This is a genomic window from Nocardioides terrae (assembly GCF_900112345.1).
Lineage (GTDB): Bacteria > Actinomycetota > Actinomycetes > Propionibacteriales > Nocardioidaceae > Nocardioides > Nocardioides terrae.
Genome location: NZ_FOLB01000018.1, coordinates 1 through 14,609, shown reverse-complemented (window position 1 = coordinate 14,609; position 14,609 = coordinate 1). Strand labels below are relative to the sequence as shown.

Annotated in this window: 11 protein-coding genes; 8 read left to right on the top strand and 3 right to left on the bottom strand. The window is 72.0% G+C overall.

The genetic code is table 11. From position 1 onward, the window contains the following. Window positions 1-45: 45 nt before the first annotated feature. Together BM236_RS17465 and BM236_RS17460 are read right to left on the bottom strand one after the other, a co-directional pair. The gene (locus BM236_RS17465) at window positions 46-1,422 is read right to left on the bottom strand and encodes an NAD-dependent malic enzyme (RefSeq protein WP_425434214.1); all 1,377 of its coding nucleotides are present in this window, start codon (window positions 1,420-1,422) and stop codon (window positions 46-48) included. Between the two features lie 52 nt (window positions 1,423-1,474). After that, complete coding sequence (locus tag BM236_RS17460) at window positions 1,475-1,990, bottom strand: Lrp/AsnC family transcriptional regulator (protein WP_091126427.1); 516 nt, start codon at window positions 1,988-1,990, stop codon at window positions 1,475-1,477. Window positions 1,991-2,141: 151 nt separating this feature from the next. On the opposite strand from BM236_RS17460, the gene hppD reads away from it, so the two are divergent. The 4 genes from hppD to fahA are packed head-to-tail and all read left to right on the top strand — an operon-like array spanning window position 2,142 to window position 6,655. Further along, window positions 2,142-3,347, top strand: coding sequence for a 4-hydroxyphenylpyruvate dioxygenase (gene hppD, locus BM236_RS17455; protein WP_091126426.1), 1,206 nt, complete (start codon window positions 2,142-2,144; stop codon window positions 3,345-3,347). A gap of 58 nt (window positions 3,348-3,405) precedes the next feature. Next, entirely contained in the window at window positions 3,406-4,620 is a 1,215-nt protein-coding gene (locus tag BM236_RS17450) for a homogentisate 1,2-dioxygenase (RefSeq protein ID WP_091126424.1), read from the top strand. Continuing rightward, on the top strand, window positions 4,617-5,486 hold the full coding sequence (locus BM236_RS17445; protein WP_091126423.1) for a hypothetical protein: 870 nt from the start codon (window positions 4,617-4,619) through the stop codon (window positions 5,484-5,486). Before BM236_RS17450 ends, BM236_RS17445 begins: the two co-directional genes overlap by 4 nt. Then, a complete protein-coding gene (gene fahA / locus BM236_RS17440; RefSeq protein ID WP_091126421.1) occupies window positions 5,483-6,655 on the top strand; it encodes a fumarylacetoacetase in 1,173 nt (390 codons plus the stop codon). The genes BM236_RS17445 and fahA overlap by 4 nt, the downstream gene beginning before the upstream one ends. A gap of 18 nt (window positions 6,656-6,673) precedes the next feature. On the opposite strand, the gene BM236_RS17435 is transcribed toward fahA, so the two are convergent. Then, on the bottom strand, window positions 6,674-8,146 hold the full coding sequence (locus BM236_RS17435) for an amidohydrolase family protein (RefSeq protein WP_217645398.1): 1,473 nt from the start codon (window positions 8,144-8,146) through the stop codon (window positions 6,674-6,676). 118 nt (window positions 8,147-8,264) lie between these two features. Between BM236_RS17435 and BM236_RS17430 the strand changes: the two genes are divergently transcribed. The 4 genes from BM236_RS17430 to BM236_RS17415 are packed head-to-tail and all read left to right on the top strand — an operon-like array spanning window position 8,265 to window position 14,492. After that, window positions 8,265-9,716: a serine hydrolase domain-containing protein gene (locus BM236_RS17430; protein ID WP_091126418.1), complete on the top strand. Its 1,452-nt coding sequence runs from the start codon at window positions 8,265-8,267 to the stop codon at window positions 9,714-9,716. Further along, the gene (locus BM236_RS17425) at window positions 9,713-11,314 is read left to right on the top strand and encodes an ABC transporter substrate-binding protein (RefSeq protein WP_091126416.1); all 1,602 of its coding nucleotides are present in this window, start codon (window positions 9,713-9,715) and stop codon (window positions 11,312-11,314) included. The genes BM236_RS17430 and BM236_RS17425 overlap by 4 nt, the downstream gene beginning before the upstream one ends. A gap of 20 nt (window positions 11,315-11,334) precedes the next feature. Beyond that, entirely contained in the window at window positions 11,335-12,345 is a 1,011-nt protein-coding gene (locus BM236_RS17420) for an ABC transporter permease (protein ID WP_091126414.1), read from the top strand. Continuing rightward, complete coding sequence (locus tag BM236_RS17415; RefSeq protein ID WP_091126412.1) at window positions 12,345-14,492, top strand: dipeptide/oligopeptide/nickel ABC transporter permease/ATP-binding protein; 2,148 nt, start codon at window positions 12,345-12,347, stop codon at window positions 14,490-14,492. Before BM236_RS17420 ends, BM236_RS17415 begins: the two co-directional genes overlap by 1 nt. Window positions 14,493-14,609: the final 117 nt, after the last annotated feature.

Sequence of the window (14,609 nt, the reverse complement as noted above, 5' to 3'; positions counted from 1 at the left end):
CGCACCGGCCTCAAGAAGTCTTCCGCCGGCACAGCGCCGTGCGGTTCAGTGCCCCGAGATCGCCGCTGCGACGGCGGTGTGCACGTCGTGGTGGAAGACCGACGGGATGATGAAGCTCGGGTTGAGCTCGGCGTCGCTGACCACGAGGGCGATGGCCTGCGCCGCCCGCAGCATCATCTCGGTCGTGACCTGCTTGGCGCGGATGTCGAGCAGGCCGCGGAAGACACCGGGGAAGGCCAGCACGTTGTTGATCTGGTTGGGGAAGTCCGAGCGACCGGAGGCGACCACGGCGGCGTAGCGCGCGGCCGCGGCGGGGTCGACCTCGGGGTCGGGGTTGGCCATCGCGAAGACGATGGGGTCAGCGGCCATGTCACGGATCCACTCCGGGTCGAGGACACCCGGCGCCGAGACGCCGATGAAGACGTCGGCGCCGGTCAGGCCGGTGCGCAGGTCGCCCGCGACGCGACGCGGGTTGGTCACGGCGGCGAGGTCGGCGTGCGCCGCCGAGAGGCCGGGGTCGCCGGCCACCAGGCAGCCGTTGCGGTCATAGACGACCACGTCGGCCACGCCGGCGGCGAGGAGCAGCCTCACGATCGCCGTGCCCGCGGCGCCGCCGCCCGAGACGACCACCTTGACCTGCTCGATCTCCTTGCCGACGACGCGCAGCGCGTTGGTCAGGCCGGCGAGCACGCAGATCGCGGTGCCGTGCTGGTCGTCGTGGAAGACCGGGATGTCGAGCCGCTCGCGCAGGCGGGCCTCGATCTCGAAGCAGCGCGGCGCGGCGATGTCCTCGAGGTTGATGCCGCCGAAGCCCGGCGCGATCAGCTCGACGGCGCGCACGATCTCGTCGGTGTCCTGCGTGTCGAGGCAGATCGGCCACGCGTCGATCCCGCCGAACCGCTTGAACAGCGCGGCCTTGCCCTCCATCACCGGCAGGGCGGCGCCGGGGCCGATGTTGCCGAGGCCGAGTACGGCGGACCCGTCGGTCACCACCGCGACGGAGTTGCCCTTGATGGTCAGCCGGGAGACGTCCTCGGGGTGCTCGAAGAGGGCGCGCGACACGCGGCCGACGCCGGGCGTGTAGGCCAGCGACAGGTCGTCACGCGTCTTGAGCGGCACCTTGGAGCCGACCTCGATCTTGCCGCCCAGGTGGAGCAGGAAGGTCCGGTCGGAGACCTTGTGGACGGTCACGCCCGGGACGTCCGCGACGGTCTTCTCCAGCTCGATCGCGTGGTCGCCGTCGGCGGCCGAGCAGGTGACGTCGACGACGAGCCGGTCGTGGCGCGAGTCGGTGACGTCGATGGCGGTGACCACCCCGCCCGCGCTCGAGATGGCGGTCGCGACGGCGCCCACGACGCCGTGGTCCGGCGCGGTGTGGAGGCGCATGGTGATGGAGTTCGAGGAGGCGGTCGCGGTCTTCACGCATTCGACTATCCGCCAGCGGATGGCTTACTCGGAAGTAGCGGCGCCGGCGTCAGGACCCGGCGGAGCGGTAGGCCGGCGCGCGCGAGACCGGAGCGGCGCGGCTCTCCAGCAGCGGGAGAGCCCGGGGCGGGATCAGCTCGGACAGGATCACCACGCTCACCGACCGGCGCACCGACGGCGACTGGTCGATCCGGACCAGGACGTCCTGCAGCTGGGCGTGGGAGGCCGTCGCGACGCGGCACACGACGTCGTAGGCGCCGGTGGTCACGTGGGCCTCGAGGACCTCCGGGATCGCAGCCAGGTCGGCGGTGACCTCGTCGAGGGCGCCCTGCGCGATCTCGAGCGTCACGAACGCGTGCACGGCGAAGCCCGCCGCGCTGACGTCGAGGGTCGGCGCCCAGTCGCGCACGACGCCCGCCTCGTCGAGCCGGCGGAGGCGGCTCTGCACCGTCGCGCGGGCCACCTTGACGGTGCGGGAGAGCTCCAGGTCGCCGGCGCGCGGGTGCTCGTGGAGGGCGCGGAGCAGCGCGACGTCGAGGGCGTCGGTGATCGTCTCGTCCACCATGGGAGCAAGATAGTCGATCTGACCAGCCGGAGCGCCGGCTGCAGGGCCGATCTGGCCGGAATGACCATCACGAGACCGACAGGTTGCCCACCCGGGCGCTCTACTCCTTGACTGACGCCGACGACGCCATCGGCCATCGGAAGGAGCGCGCATGTCCCTCAGCGACACCCTCACCAGCGAAGAGGTCCTCGCCGACCTCGACCTCGACACCCTCAAGCAGCTCGTCGGGCTGGTCGAGCACGACCCCGCCCAGGACCCGTTCCCGGTCAGCGGCTGGGACGCGGTGGTGTGGGCGGTGGGCAACGCCACGCAGAGCGCGCACTTCTTCCAGTCCGCCTTCGGCATGGACCTGGTCGCCTACTCCGGCCCGGAGACCGGCAACCGCGACCACGTCGCGTTCGTCCTGCGCAGCGGCGGCGTGCGGTTCGTCGTCAAGGGCGGAGTCAGCTCCGACAGCCCGGTCGCCCAGCACCACGCCCGGCACGGCGACGGCCTGGTCGACATCGCCCTCGAGGTGCCCGACGTCGACAAGTGCGTCGAGCACGCCCGCACGATGGGCGCCACGATCGTCGAGGAGCCCCACGACGTCACCGACGAGCACGGCACCGTCCGGATCGGTGCCATCGCGGCGTACGGCGAGACCCGGCACACGCTCGTCGACCGCAGCCGGTACGACGGCCCCTACCTGCCCGGGTACGTCGCCCGCACCTCGTCGTTCCGCAAGCGCGACGGCGCCCCGAAGCGCGTCTTCCAGGCGCTGGACCACGTCGTCGGCAACGTCGAGCTCGGCCGCATGGACGAGTGGGTCGGGTTCTACAACAAGGTCATGGGCTTCACGAACATGGCCGAGTTCATCGGCGATGACATCGCGACCGACTACTCAGCGCTGATGTCGAAGGTGGTTGCCAGCGGCAACCACCGGGTGAAGTTCCCGCTCAACGAGCCGGCCCCGGGCAAGCGCAAGTCGCAGATCGACGAGTTCCTCGAGTTCTACGAGGGCCCGGGTGCCCAGCATCTCGCGCTCGCGACCAACGACATCCTGCAGACCGTCGACGTGCTGCGCGCCGAGGGCGTGGAGTTCCTGTCCACGCCGGACTCCTACTACGAGGACGCGGAGCTGCGGGCCCGGATCGGCGAGGTGCGCGTCCCGATCGACGAGCTGCAGCGGCGCGGCATCCTCGTCGACCGCGACGAGGACGGCTACCTGCTGCAGATCTTCACCAAGCCGATCGGCGACCGGCCGACCGTGTTCTTCGAGTTCATCGAGCGGCACGGCTCGCTCGGCTTCGGCAAGGGCAACTTCAAGGCGCTCTTCGAGGCGATCGAGCGCGAGCAGGAGCGACGCGGCAACATCTGACACTGGTCGAGGAGGTCGCCCAGCGACCGTCGCGAGACCACGTCAGCGAGGAGGAGTCATGGCCTACTACCGCTCGGCGGGGCACGTCCCGCCCAAGCGCCACACGCAGCACCGCTCGCCCGACGGCGCCCTCTACTTCGAGGAGCTGATGGGCGAGGAGGGCTTCTCGTCCGACTCGGCGCTGCTCTACCACGCCAACATCCCGTCTGCGGTGGTCGCCTACCGGTCGTGGGACCTCCCCGACCAGTCGCTCGTCCCGAACCACCCGCTGATCTCGCGGCACCTCACGACGCACAAGCTCTTCGAGGAGGGCGGCTCCGGGGTGGACGGTGTGACCGGGCGGCGGCTGCTGCTCGGCAACGCCGACGTCCGGATCGCGTACGTCGTCGCCGACGCCGTGTCGCCGTACTACCGCAACGCGATCGGCGACGAGTGCCTCTACGTCGAGTCCGGCTCCGCGACGCTCGAGACGGTCTTCGGCGACCTGCCGGTGGCCGACGGCGACTACGCGATCGTGCCGCGCGCGACGACGTACCGCATCGTCCCCGACGGCCCGGTCCGCCTCTACGTGATCGAGGCGAACTCCCACATCGCGCCGGCCCGCCGCTACCTCTCGAAGTTCGGCCAGTTCCTCGAGCACGCGCCGTTCTGCGAGCGTGACCTGCGCCCGCCGGGCTCGCCGCGCGTCGTCGAGGGGACCGACGTCGAGGTGTTCATCAAGCACCGCGGCTCCGGCCCGGGCGGCCTGGCCGGCACGGTGCACACGCTGCCGCACCACCCGTTCGACGTGGTCGGCTGGGACGGCTGCCTCTACCCCTACGCCTTCAACGTCAGGGACTTCGAGCCGATCACCGGGCGGGTGCACCAGCCGCCGCCGGTCCACCAGGTCTTCGAGGGCAACAACTTCGTGATCTGCAACTTCGTGCCGCGCAAGGTGGACTACCACCCGCTGTCGATCCCGGTGCCGTACTACCATTCCAACGTCGACTCCGACGAGGTCATGTTCTACTGCGGCGGCGACTACGAGGCCCGGAAGGGCTCGGGGATCGGGCCGGGCTCGATCTCGCTGCACCCGGGCGGCCATCCGCACGGCCCGCAGCCCGGCGCCTACGAGCGCTCGATCGGCGCGGAGTTCTTCGACGAGCTGGCCGTCATGGTCGACACCTTCCGGCCGCTCGAGCTCGGCGAGGCCGCCCGGGCCTCCGATGACGGCGCCTACGCCTACTCCTGGGCCAAGGGCGACCGCGGCGAGACCGGGGCGACCGACGGATGAGCCCGTTCCGCGGACTGTTCACCGGCCTGCTCGACGACGCCGCGATCTTCCCGCCCGGTGACCTGCCGCTCGCGCAGGCGGTGCCGGCGCACCTCGCCCATCGCCAGTCCGGGTACGGCGACCTGGTCGGCCCGTTCGTCGTCGGCGCCGCCACGCTCGACGAGCTGGCCGGGGTCGTCGACGTGCTGCGACCGGGATCGTTCGACATCGCCCTGACCGTGCCGGCGCCGTCTCTCACCCAGGCCCTGGACGAGGCCGACCGCCTGCCGGCCCTGCGTGTCGTGGCGGTCGAGGTGTCCGTGCCCGACGGGATGGCACCGGACGAGGCTGTCGACCTGCTCAGGCGTCGCCCGGTCGGCGACGGCTTCGCCCGGTCGGCGGACGACGTCGCGGCGGTCTACGTCGAGCTGCCCCGCGACGAGCGCCGTGCGCCGCTGCTGGACGCTCTCGCGTCGGCCGGCTACGCCGCGAAGCTGCGCACGGGCGGCCTGACCCGTGACGCCCACCCGGGGGAGGACGAGCTCGCGTCGGCAGTGGTCGCGGCGGTCCGGGCCGGCGTTCCGTTCAAGGCCACCGCCGGGCTGCACCACGCGTTCCGCAACACCGATCCGCGCACGGGCTTCGAGCAGCACGGGTTCCTCAACCTCCTGGTCGCCACGGCGGCGGCCCGCGCCGGCGCGACCACCTGCGAGGTGGCCCGGCTGCTGGCCGAGTGCGACCCCGAGCGGGTGCTCGCCGACGTGCGCGAGGCGGACCCGTCGGTGCGTGCGTCGTTCCGGTCCTTCGGGACGTGCAGCATCACTGAGCCGGTCGACGAGCTGGGCGACCTCGGTCTCCTCCGCGACGCCGCCGAGGTCCGCGCGTGACGCGGCTCGAGGTCGGTGCCGACTCGCTCTTCGGCATCGCCAACCTCCCCTACGGCGTCTACTCCGTGCCCGGCCAAACCCCGCGGGTCGCCACCCGGTACGGCGACCACGTGGTCGACCTGGCCGTGCTGCTGTCCAACCCGGTGTTCGCGGAGCCGTCGCTCAACCCGTTCATGGCGCAGGGCCACGCGCGGTGGGTGGAGGCGCGCGAGCGGCTCCGGGACGCGGTCGCGGTCGACGTACCGGACGAGGCGGTGCACGCGCTCGACGACGTCACCCTGCACCTGCCCTTCGAGGTCGCCGACTACGTCGACTTCTACGCCTCCGAGCACCACGCGGCGAACCTCGGCCGGCTCTTCCGGCCGGACAACCCCGACCCGCTGCTGCCGAACTGGAAGCACCTGCCGGTCGGCTACCACGGCCGCTCCGCGTCGATCGTGGTCTCCGGGACCGACATCGTCCGGCCGAGCGGCCAGCGCAAGGGACCCTCCGGCCCGGTCTTCGGCCCGGCGGCGCGGCTCGACATCGAGGCAGAGATCGGCTTCGTCGTGGGGACGGGAAACCCGATGGGCACGCCGATCCCGGCAGCCGACGCGGCCGAGCACATCTTCGGGGTCGTCCTCTTCAACGACTGGTCGGCGCGCGACATCCAGGCCTGGGAGTACGTCCCGCTCGGCCCCAACCTCGGCAAGTCCTTCGCCTCGACCGTCTCGCCGTGGGTCGTCCCGTTGCTCGCACTCGACACCGCGCGAGTGGCGGTCCCCGACCAGCGCCCCGCCGTGCTGCCCTACCTCCACCTGCCGGAGCCGTGGGGCCTCGACCTCACGCTGGAGGTCACGTGGAACGGCGCGGTCGTCTCGCGCCCGCCGTACGCCGCGATGTACTGGTCCCCGGCCCAGATGCTCGCCCACCTCACCGTCAACGGCGCCCCGACCCGGACCGGCGACCTGTTCGCCTCCGGCACCGTGTCCGGCCCGGCCGGCGACGAGGTCGGCTCGTTCATCGAGCTGACCTGGGGCGGCGAGTTCCCGGTCACCGTCGCCGGCGAGGAGCGGACGTTCCTCGAGGACGGCGACGAGGTCGTCCTGCGTGCGACGGCGCCCGGTGCCGACGGCGCGCGCATCGGCTTCGGCGAGTGCCGTGGCCGGATCCTCCCGGCCCGCGCCTGACGCTTCGAGTGGAGCCGCTCAGCGGAGCGTCGCGCGGATCGGACGACCGGGGTAGGCGGACGTGTCGAGCTCGCCGTCGCGGACGACGAAGGTGCCGTCGACGAGCAGGTGCCGGACGCCGGTGGAGGGTCGGGTCGGGTCGACGTACGTCGCCCGGTCGCTGATCGTCGAGGGGTCGATCACGACCAGGTCGGCGTCGGCGCCGACCCCGAGCCAGCCCTTGCCGGCCGCCGAGCCGGCGAAGCCGGCGACGACCTGGGCCGGCAACCACGAGCACCGGCGGAACGCCTCGGCCCACGACCAGGTGCCCGTCTCCACGACCATCCGGCGCAGGGAGCGGGCGAACGTGCCGGCCGTCCGGGGGTGCGTCTGGCCACCGGGCGGCAGCGGCCACTCGCGGGAGTCGGTCGAGCCGTCCGGCCACTCCACGTGCATCGCGTCGCTGGCGACGATCGAGTCTGGGAAGGCCAGCGCCCGCTGCAGGAGCGCGGCGTCCTCCGGGTCGGACTCGTCCAGGAAGGCGACCACACAGACGGCGCCGGGGTCGGTCGCCCGCAGCTCGGCGAGGCGGGAGACCGACGCGATCCGCTCGCCGGTCGACACCATCGTGATCGACGACGGCACGAGGCCCCACGCGGACAGCCGCTCGGGGGACAGGAAGAAGGCGCCGATCGCGGTGCTCCCGGCGCCGTACGGGTAGGCCTCGACCGTGACGCGCGACCCGTTCGCGCGCGCCGTGTCGAGCAGGTCGAGCACCCGGTCGACGTGGCGGCGGGAGGTGCTGTTGACGTGGCAGTGGTGCATCGCCGCGCCGGTCTCGGCGGCGGCACGGGTGATCTCGAGCGAGCCGTCGATCGGCGTCGTCGGGTCGGCCTCGACGATCTCCCGCACGTGGGTGAAGGTGGCCGTCCCGGTCGACGCGGCCAGGCGGGCCACCTCCAGGAACTCGGACGGGTCGGACCGCGGGGCGTAGCCCATCAGCACCCCGATCCCGAGCGCCCCGGCCTCGAGCTCGGACTCGAGAAGGCGCAGCCACACCGCGCGCTCGGCCGGGGTTGAGGTCCGCTGCCAGTCCGGGTCGCCCAGCATGGCCAGGGACGCGTGGAGGTCGGCGCCCGGCGTGACGCCGAGGTGCGCCGTCGCGCGGGCGTCGCCCCACGAGGCGGAGACGCCGTAGTGCAGCAGCCGACCGTCGGCCGCGGCACGCGCGTAGGCCTGCTCGACCGGCATCAGGCCGGCCTCGAGGTCGAGCGTCGCCGTCACGCCGTCGAGCGCCTGCAGCCGCTGGCCCGCGATCGAGTGGACGTGGCTGTGCAGGTCGACGAAGCCCGGCCCCACCACGAGCCCGCTGACGTCCAGGACCTCCGCCGACTCGGCGCCCGGCGGCAACGAACCGACCGCGACGACCTTCCCGCCGTCGACGACGACGTCGACCACCCGTTCGGTCCCGGAGCGCGGGTCGGCCACGAGGCCGCCTCGAAGAATCAGCACGCCTCCATCCAACCTCGACCGACGCACGTGTCTCATTGGGCGATCGGACAAGGAGGAACCCTCTCGGTTGGCCGATCGAACGGATACTGCCGTCCGTCCGCCGCCTAGCGTGGCCGCCATGTCGGAGAAGAACGGCCTGGATGCTGCCGCCACGTGGCTGCTGGAGAGCTTCGCCCGCCTCGTTGCCGAGCACGACGTCCCCGGTGCCACGGTCGCGGTTCTGGCCGACGGCCGGATCGCGACCGCCACCGGCGGCGTCACCAGCCTTGCGACCGGCGTCGCGGTCGATGCGGACACGGTCTTCCAGATCGGCTCCATCACCAAGATCTGGACCACCACGCTCGTCCTGCAGCTCGTCGACGACGGCCTGGTCGACCTCGACGAGCCGCTGCTCACCTACCTGCCCGAGCTCGTGATCGGCGACATGGAGGCGGCGAAGGTCATCACGGTCCGCCACCTGCTCACCCACACGGCCGGCTTCGAGGGCGACATCTTCACCGACACCGGTCGGGGCGAGGACGCCATCGAGAAGTACGTCGCCACGCTCACCGACCTGCCCCAGCTCTTCGCCCCGGGCGAGACGTTCTCCTACAACAACACCGGGTTCGTCGTCCTCGGGCGCCTCGTCGAGGTCCTCCGCGGCAAGCCGTACGACGAGGTGCTGCTCGAGCGGATCGCGCAGCCGCTCGGCCTGGCCCGGGTCAGTCCGAGCCCCTACGAGGCGATCCTCCACCGCGCGGCGACCGGTCACGTGGCAGGGGAGGATGGCTCGACGCTGACAACCGCACCGACCTGGGCGCTGGCCCGCTCCAACGCCCCGGCCGGCTCCATGCTCGCCATGACGCCGACCGACCTGCTCGGGTTCGTCCGGATGCACCTCGACGGCGGCACCGCCCCCGACGGCACCCGCGTGCTGAGCGCGGAGTCGACCGAGGCGATGCAGACCCGCCAGGTCGACCTGCCCCGCCTCTCGGGCATGGGCGACGCCTGGGGGCTGGGCTGGGAGCTGTTCGACACCCCGCAGGGCACCGTGGTCGCCCACGACGGCGGCACGATCGGCCAGGCCGCCTTCCTCCGCGTCGTCCCCGAGGCCGGGGTCGCGATCGCGATGCTGACCAACGGCGGCGACTTCTTCGGGCTCTTCAACGACGTGGTCGCGAAGCTCCTGGCGGACCTGACGGGCGTCGTACTCCCCGCCCGGCCGACGCCGCCCGAGCACCCGGACACGGTCGATGTGAGCCGCTACCTCGGCCACTACGCCGACACGATCTACGACATCCGGGTCACCCAGGACGCCGACGGCAGGGTCTGGCTCGACCGCGAGCCCAAGGACATCATCGCCGAGATCGGCGAGAGGCCGATCCGCTTCGAGCTCGTCCACCTCGCGGAGGACTCCCTCATCTCGGTCGAGGCCTTCCACGGCATCCACGTCGTCTTCGCCTTCATCGGCGACACCAACGGCGACGGCACCGGGAAGGCGAAGTACGTCCACTACGGCCGCGTCGTCTCGCGCGTCGACACCCCCGTCTCGGGGAACCCCCTTCACCCGAAGAAAGAGGAACGCTCATGAGGCCGGTCCGATCGAGTGCCTTCCTGGCGCTCTCCCTGTCCGTTGCCGCCGTCGGCCTCACCGCCTGTGGCGGCGGGTCGGACGACAACGGCGGCGGCGGAGGCAGCAGCAAGTACGCCGACGGCAAGACCTTCACCCTCGTGCTGGCGACGGACCCCGGGGCCCTCGACCCCCAGAGCTCGCCGGTCAGCGCCGCCGTCCAGGTCGCCCAATTCGCCTACGACGCGCTCGTGCACGTCGACGTGAAGGGTGAGGTCCAGCCCCAGCTCGCCTCGAAGTGGACCGTCGACGGCAACACGGTCACCTTCGACATCAAGGACGGGGTCACCTGCTCCGACGGATCGACCTTCGACGCCCAGACGGTGGCCGACAACCTCACCTACGTCGGGGACCCGAAGAACAAGAGCCCGTACCTCGGTGTCTACATGCCCGTCGGCGCCACGGCCGCCGCGTCCGGCTCCACGGTCACCCTGACCCTGGCCTCGCCGTCGCCGTTCGTGATCAACGGCCTGGCCAACCTGCCGATGGTCTGCGAGTCCGGCCTCAAGGACCGGGCCAGCCTCAAGGCGGGCACCGCCGGCACCGGCCCCTACACGCTCAAGGAGGCCGCTCCGGGCGACCACTACACCTACGCCGTCCGCAAGGACTACGCCTGGGGCCCCAACGGCGCCAAGACCTCGGCCGAGGGCACGCCGGCCACCATCGAGGTCAAGATCGTCAGCAACGAGACGACCGCTGCCAACCAGCTGATCAGCGGCGAGGCGAACGCGGCCCAGATCCTCGGCCCCGACGCCAAGCGCCTCTCCGGTGCGCAGATCAAGGCCGTGAACACCGAGATCGTGACCGGCGAGCAGTGGTACAACCACGCCGAGGGGCGGGTCACCAACGACCCGGCCGTCCGGATGGCGCTCACCCAGTCGCTCGACCTGGCCGAGCTGCAGAAGGTCATCACCTCCGGCACCGGAGGGCCCGCGACCGGCCTGGCCATCCTCGCCCCGGCCGCCTGCCCGGGCGACACGGTCAAGGGCAACGTCCCGGCCACCGACACCTCGGCCGCGGCCGCCGCGCTCGAGAGCGCCGGCTACGCCAAGGGCGCCGACGGCGTCTACGCCAAGGACGGCAAGAAGCTCTCCGTCACGTTCCTCTACGACACCGTCCTCGGCAGCGGCGGCTCAGCCGCGGCCGAGCTCGCGGCAAAGGCGTGGAAGGACCTCGGCGTGGACGTGCAGGCCAAGGGGGCCAACACCACCAACCTCCAGCCGATCCTCTTCGGCAGCGGTGACTGGGACATCGCCTGGGAGCCGATCAACGTCAGCTCGCCCGACCAGATCGTCCCGTTCTACTCGGGCCCCACGGTGAAGGACGGCGGGACCAACTTCGCCGGCATCCAGAACGCCGACTACGAGGCCAGTGTCAAGACGGCCATGGGCAAGGCCGGCACCGACGGCTGCGACGACTGGGCCACGGCCGAGAAGGCGCTCTTCAAGGCTGCCGACGTCGTGCCCTTCGCCAACAACGTGACGCCGACCTTCCACAAGGGCGCCGACCTCGAGATCTCCGGCTGGATCGTCCCGACCAGCATCAAGATGCTCGGCTGACCAGGACCACGACCAGAGCCATGACCACACTGACACCGGCAGCCGCCCCGATCCGGCCCGCCCCCCGCACCAGGGGGATCCCGGGCGGGAGGTGGACGCGCTTCGTCGTCCGCCGCACGGGACGGCTGCTGGTGTCGCTGTGGGTGCTGGTCACGGCCAGCTTCCTGATGATCCACCTCGTGCCGGGCGACCCGGTGCGAGCGGCCCTCGGCCTGACCGCGCCCCCCGACCTCGTCGCCGCCAAGCGAAAGGCGCTGGGACTCGAGGACCCGCTGCTGACGCAGTACCTCCACTACGTCGGCCACCTCTTCCGCGGCGACCTCGGGGAGTCGATCCAGAGCCAGCTGGCCGTCAGCGACACCATCAGCCAGCGACTCCCCGCCACCGCCTCGCTCGCACTCCTGGCCTTCGCGGTGGCGGTCGCGGTCGCCATCCCGCTCGGTGTCGCGGTCGCGGTCGCGACCCGACGCGGTCGCCGTCGGCGTACGGAGCTGACGTTCGCCGGCACCAGCGTCGTGCTCGGCTCGATCCCCGACTTCCTCGTCGGCGTGGCCCTGGTCGCGGTGCTCGCCGTCAACCTCGGCTGGTTCCCGGTGGCGGGACGCAGCGGTGCCACCTCCTACGTCCTCCCGGTGATCGCCCTCGCGATCGGCCCGGCCGCCGTCCTCGCCCGCATCGTGCGGGTCGAGATGCTCAGCGTGCTCGACACCGACTACATCCGCACCGCCCGCGCCAAGCGGCTGCCGTCACTGCGGATCAACCTGCGCCACGCGCTCCCGAACGCCGTCACCGCGACGCTCACGCTCGGCGGCATGTTGCTGGCCTCGATGGTCGCGGGCACCGTCCTGGTCGAGAACGTCTTCGCCTGGCCCGGCCTGGGCAGCACGATCGTGCAGTCGATCACCACGAAGGACTACCCGATGGTGCAGGGCACCGTCCTCGTGTACGGCGTCATCGTGCTCGTCGTCAACACGCTGGTCGACGTCGCGCTGGCCCTCATCGACCCCCGCTCGACGATCGGGGACAGCTGATGCGCCGCTGGTCGCGGGTCCTGCGCACGCCGGTCGGGATCGCCGGCGTCACGATGCTCGGCCTGGTGCTGCTGCTGGCCGTCCTGGCGCCGCTCGTGTGGGGTGACCACGCGGACGCCGTCGACACCGACAACCTGCTGGCCGGCCCCTCCGGCCAGCACTGGATCGGCACCGACAACCTGGGCCGCGACCTGCTGTTCCGCGTCCTCGTCGCGACCCGGCTCTCCGTCGCGCTGGCGCTGCTGGCGACCGCTATCGGAACCACCCTCGGCCTGCTGCTGGGCGTCGCTCCGCTCTTGCTCGGCCGTCGGGTCGGCCGCCTCGTGGTGGCCGTCGTCAACATCCTCGTCGCCTTTCCCGGGCTGCTGCTGGTGCTCTTCTTCGCCGTCGTCTTCGGGGTCGGCACCCGTGGCGCCGTCCTGGCCGTCGGCGTCGCGATCGCCCCGGGGTTCGCCAGGCTCGTCCAGACGTTCGTCGCCGGCATCGCCGAGCGCGACTTCGTCGCTGCCGCCCGGATCGCAGGCGTGAGCCGGCTCCGCATCGTCGTGCGCCACGTGCTGCCCAACATCGCCGAGCCGCTCATCGTCAACGCGACGATCACGGCCGGCGGCGTCCTGCTCTCCTTCGCCGGGCTCTCGTTCCTCGGCCTCGGCGTGCAGCCGCCCTCCTACGACTGGGGCCGGCTCATGCAGGAGGGCCTCTCCGGCATCTACATCCACCCGCTCGCCGCGCTCGCTCCGGGCATCGCGGTGATCCTCGCCGGTCTCGCGTTCAACCTCACCGGCGAGGCGATCGCCGGCGCCTTCGGCGTCTCGACCGTCACGGGCACGGCGGACCCGCTCCCGCACGTCCCCGCCGGCGAGACGCCCGAGGGCCGCGCGGCCCACGAGGGCACCGTCCGCGACGACCTGGTCCTCGACGTGCGCGACCTCGCCGTGTCGTTCCCGGGCGGCGTCCGTCCGGTCCGCGGCGTCTCGTTCGGCATCGCCGCGGGTGAGGCGCTCGGGGTGGTCGGCGAGTCGGGCTCGGGCAAGTCGCTGACCGCGCTGTCGATCGCTCGGCTGGTCGAGGAGCCGGGGCGGGTCGACGCCCGCCGGCTCACCTTCTGCGGCACCGACCTCCTCGAGCAGGCCGACCACGACGAGCTGCTCGGCACCTCACTCGCGGTCGTCTTCCAGGACCCGATGACCTCGTTCAACCCCGTCATGCGGATCGGCACCCAGCTCGCCGAGGTCGGCCGCCACCACCAGGGGCTCTCCCGCCGGAGCGCCCTCGCCCGGGCGGTCGACCGCCTGGCCGCCGTACGCGTGCGTGACCCGGAACGCCGGGCGCGTCAGTACCCCCACGAGTTCTCCGGCGGCATGCGGCAACGGGCCATGATCGGCATGGGTCTCATGGGCAGCCCGCGGCTGATCATCGCCGACGAGCCGACCACCGCCCTCGACGTCACCGTGCAGAGCCAGGTGCTCGAGCTGCTCCAGGGCGTACGCCGGGAGCAGAACGCCGCGCTGCTGCTGATCAGCCACGACGTCTCGGTCGTCGCCGACGTCTGCGGCCGCGTGCTCGTGATGTATGCCGGCCGCATCGTGGAGGACCTGCCGACGGACGCCCTCCGGACGGACGCGCGACACCCCTACACCCGCGCCCTGGTCGCCGCCGTGCCCGACATGGCCACCGCCCTCGACGCACCGCTGGCGACGATCCCCGGCCAGCCGGTCGACCCGGCGCACGTCCCGGCCGGGTGCGCCTTCGCCGCCCGCTGCCCGATCGCCAACGACCGCTGCCGCACCGAGGAGCCCGTCCTCCGGGACGACGGCACCGGCCACCGGGTCGCCTGCTGGCACACCGCCGAGGAGGTCGAGCTGCTCAGCATCGGGACCGCCGGTGGTCTCGATACGCCCTCGCCCAGGGGCTCGGGCTACTCGACCACCGACGACGGTTCCGGCTACTCGACCACCGGCGATGGTTCGGGCTACTCGACCACCGGCGATGGTTCCGGCTACTCGACCACCGGCGATGGTTCGGGCTACTCGACCACCGGCGATGGTTCGGGCTACTCGACCACCGGCGATGGTTCCGCTGGTCGAGTAGCGAGCGCCAGCGAGCGTATCGAGACCAAGGCGCCGGGCGAGGAGGTCGCGCGATGAGCACGCTCGAGTTCGACCGCGTGACCGTCCGCTACGGCGCCAGCACGGTGCTCGACGACGTCTCGCTGACCGTCCCGGACGGGCAGATCGTCGGCCTCGTCGGCGAGTCCGGCTCCG

Coding starts and splice junctions, on each gene's coding strand:
- BM236_RS17460 (WP_091126427.1), bottom strand. CDS start 1,990: ATGGTGGACGAGACGATCACCGACGCCCTCGACGTCGCGCTGCTCCGC.
- hppD (WP_091126426.1), top strand. CDS start 2,142: ATGTCCCTCAGCGACACCCTCACCAGCGAAGAGGTCCTCGCCGACCTC.
- BM236_RS17450 (WP_091126424.1), top strand. CDS start 3,406: ATGGCCTACTACCGCTCGGCGGGGCACGTCCCGCCCAAGCGCCACACG.
- BM236_RS17445 (WP_091126423.1), top strand. CDS start 4,617: ATGAGCCCGTTCCGCGGACTGTTCACCGGCCTGCTCGACGACGCCGCG.
- BM236_RS17430 (WP_091126418.1), top strand. CDS start 8,265: ATGTCGGAGAAGAACGGCCTGGATGCTGCCGCCACGTGGCTGCTGGAG.
- BM236_RS17425 (WP_091126416.1), top strand. CDS start 9,713: ATGAGGCCGGTCCGATCGAGTGCCTTCCTGGCGCTCTCCCTGTCCGTT.
- BM236_RS17420 (WP_091126414.1), top strand. CDS start 11,335: ATGACCACACTGACACCGGCAGCCGCCCCGATCCGGCCCGCCCCCCGC.
- BM236_RS17415 (WP_091126412.1), top strand. CDS start 12,345: ATGCGCCGCTGGTCGCGGGTCCTGCGCACGCCGGTCGGGATCGCCGGC.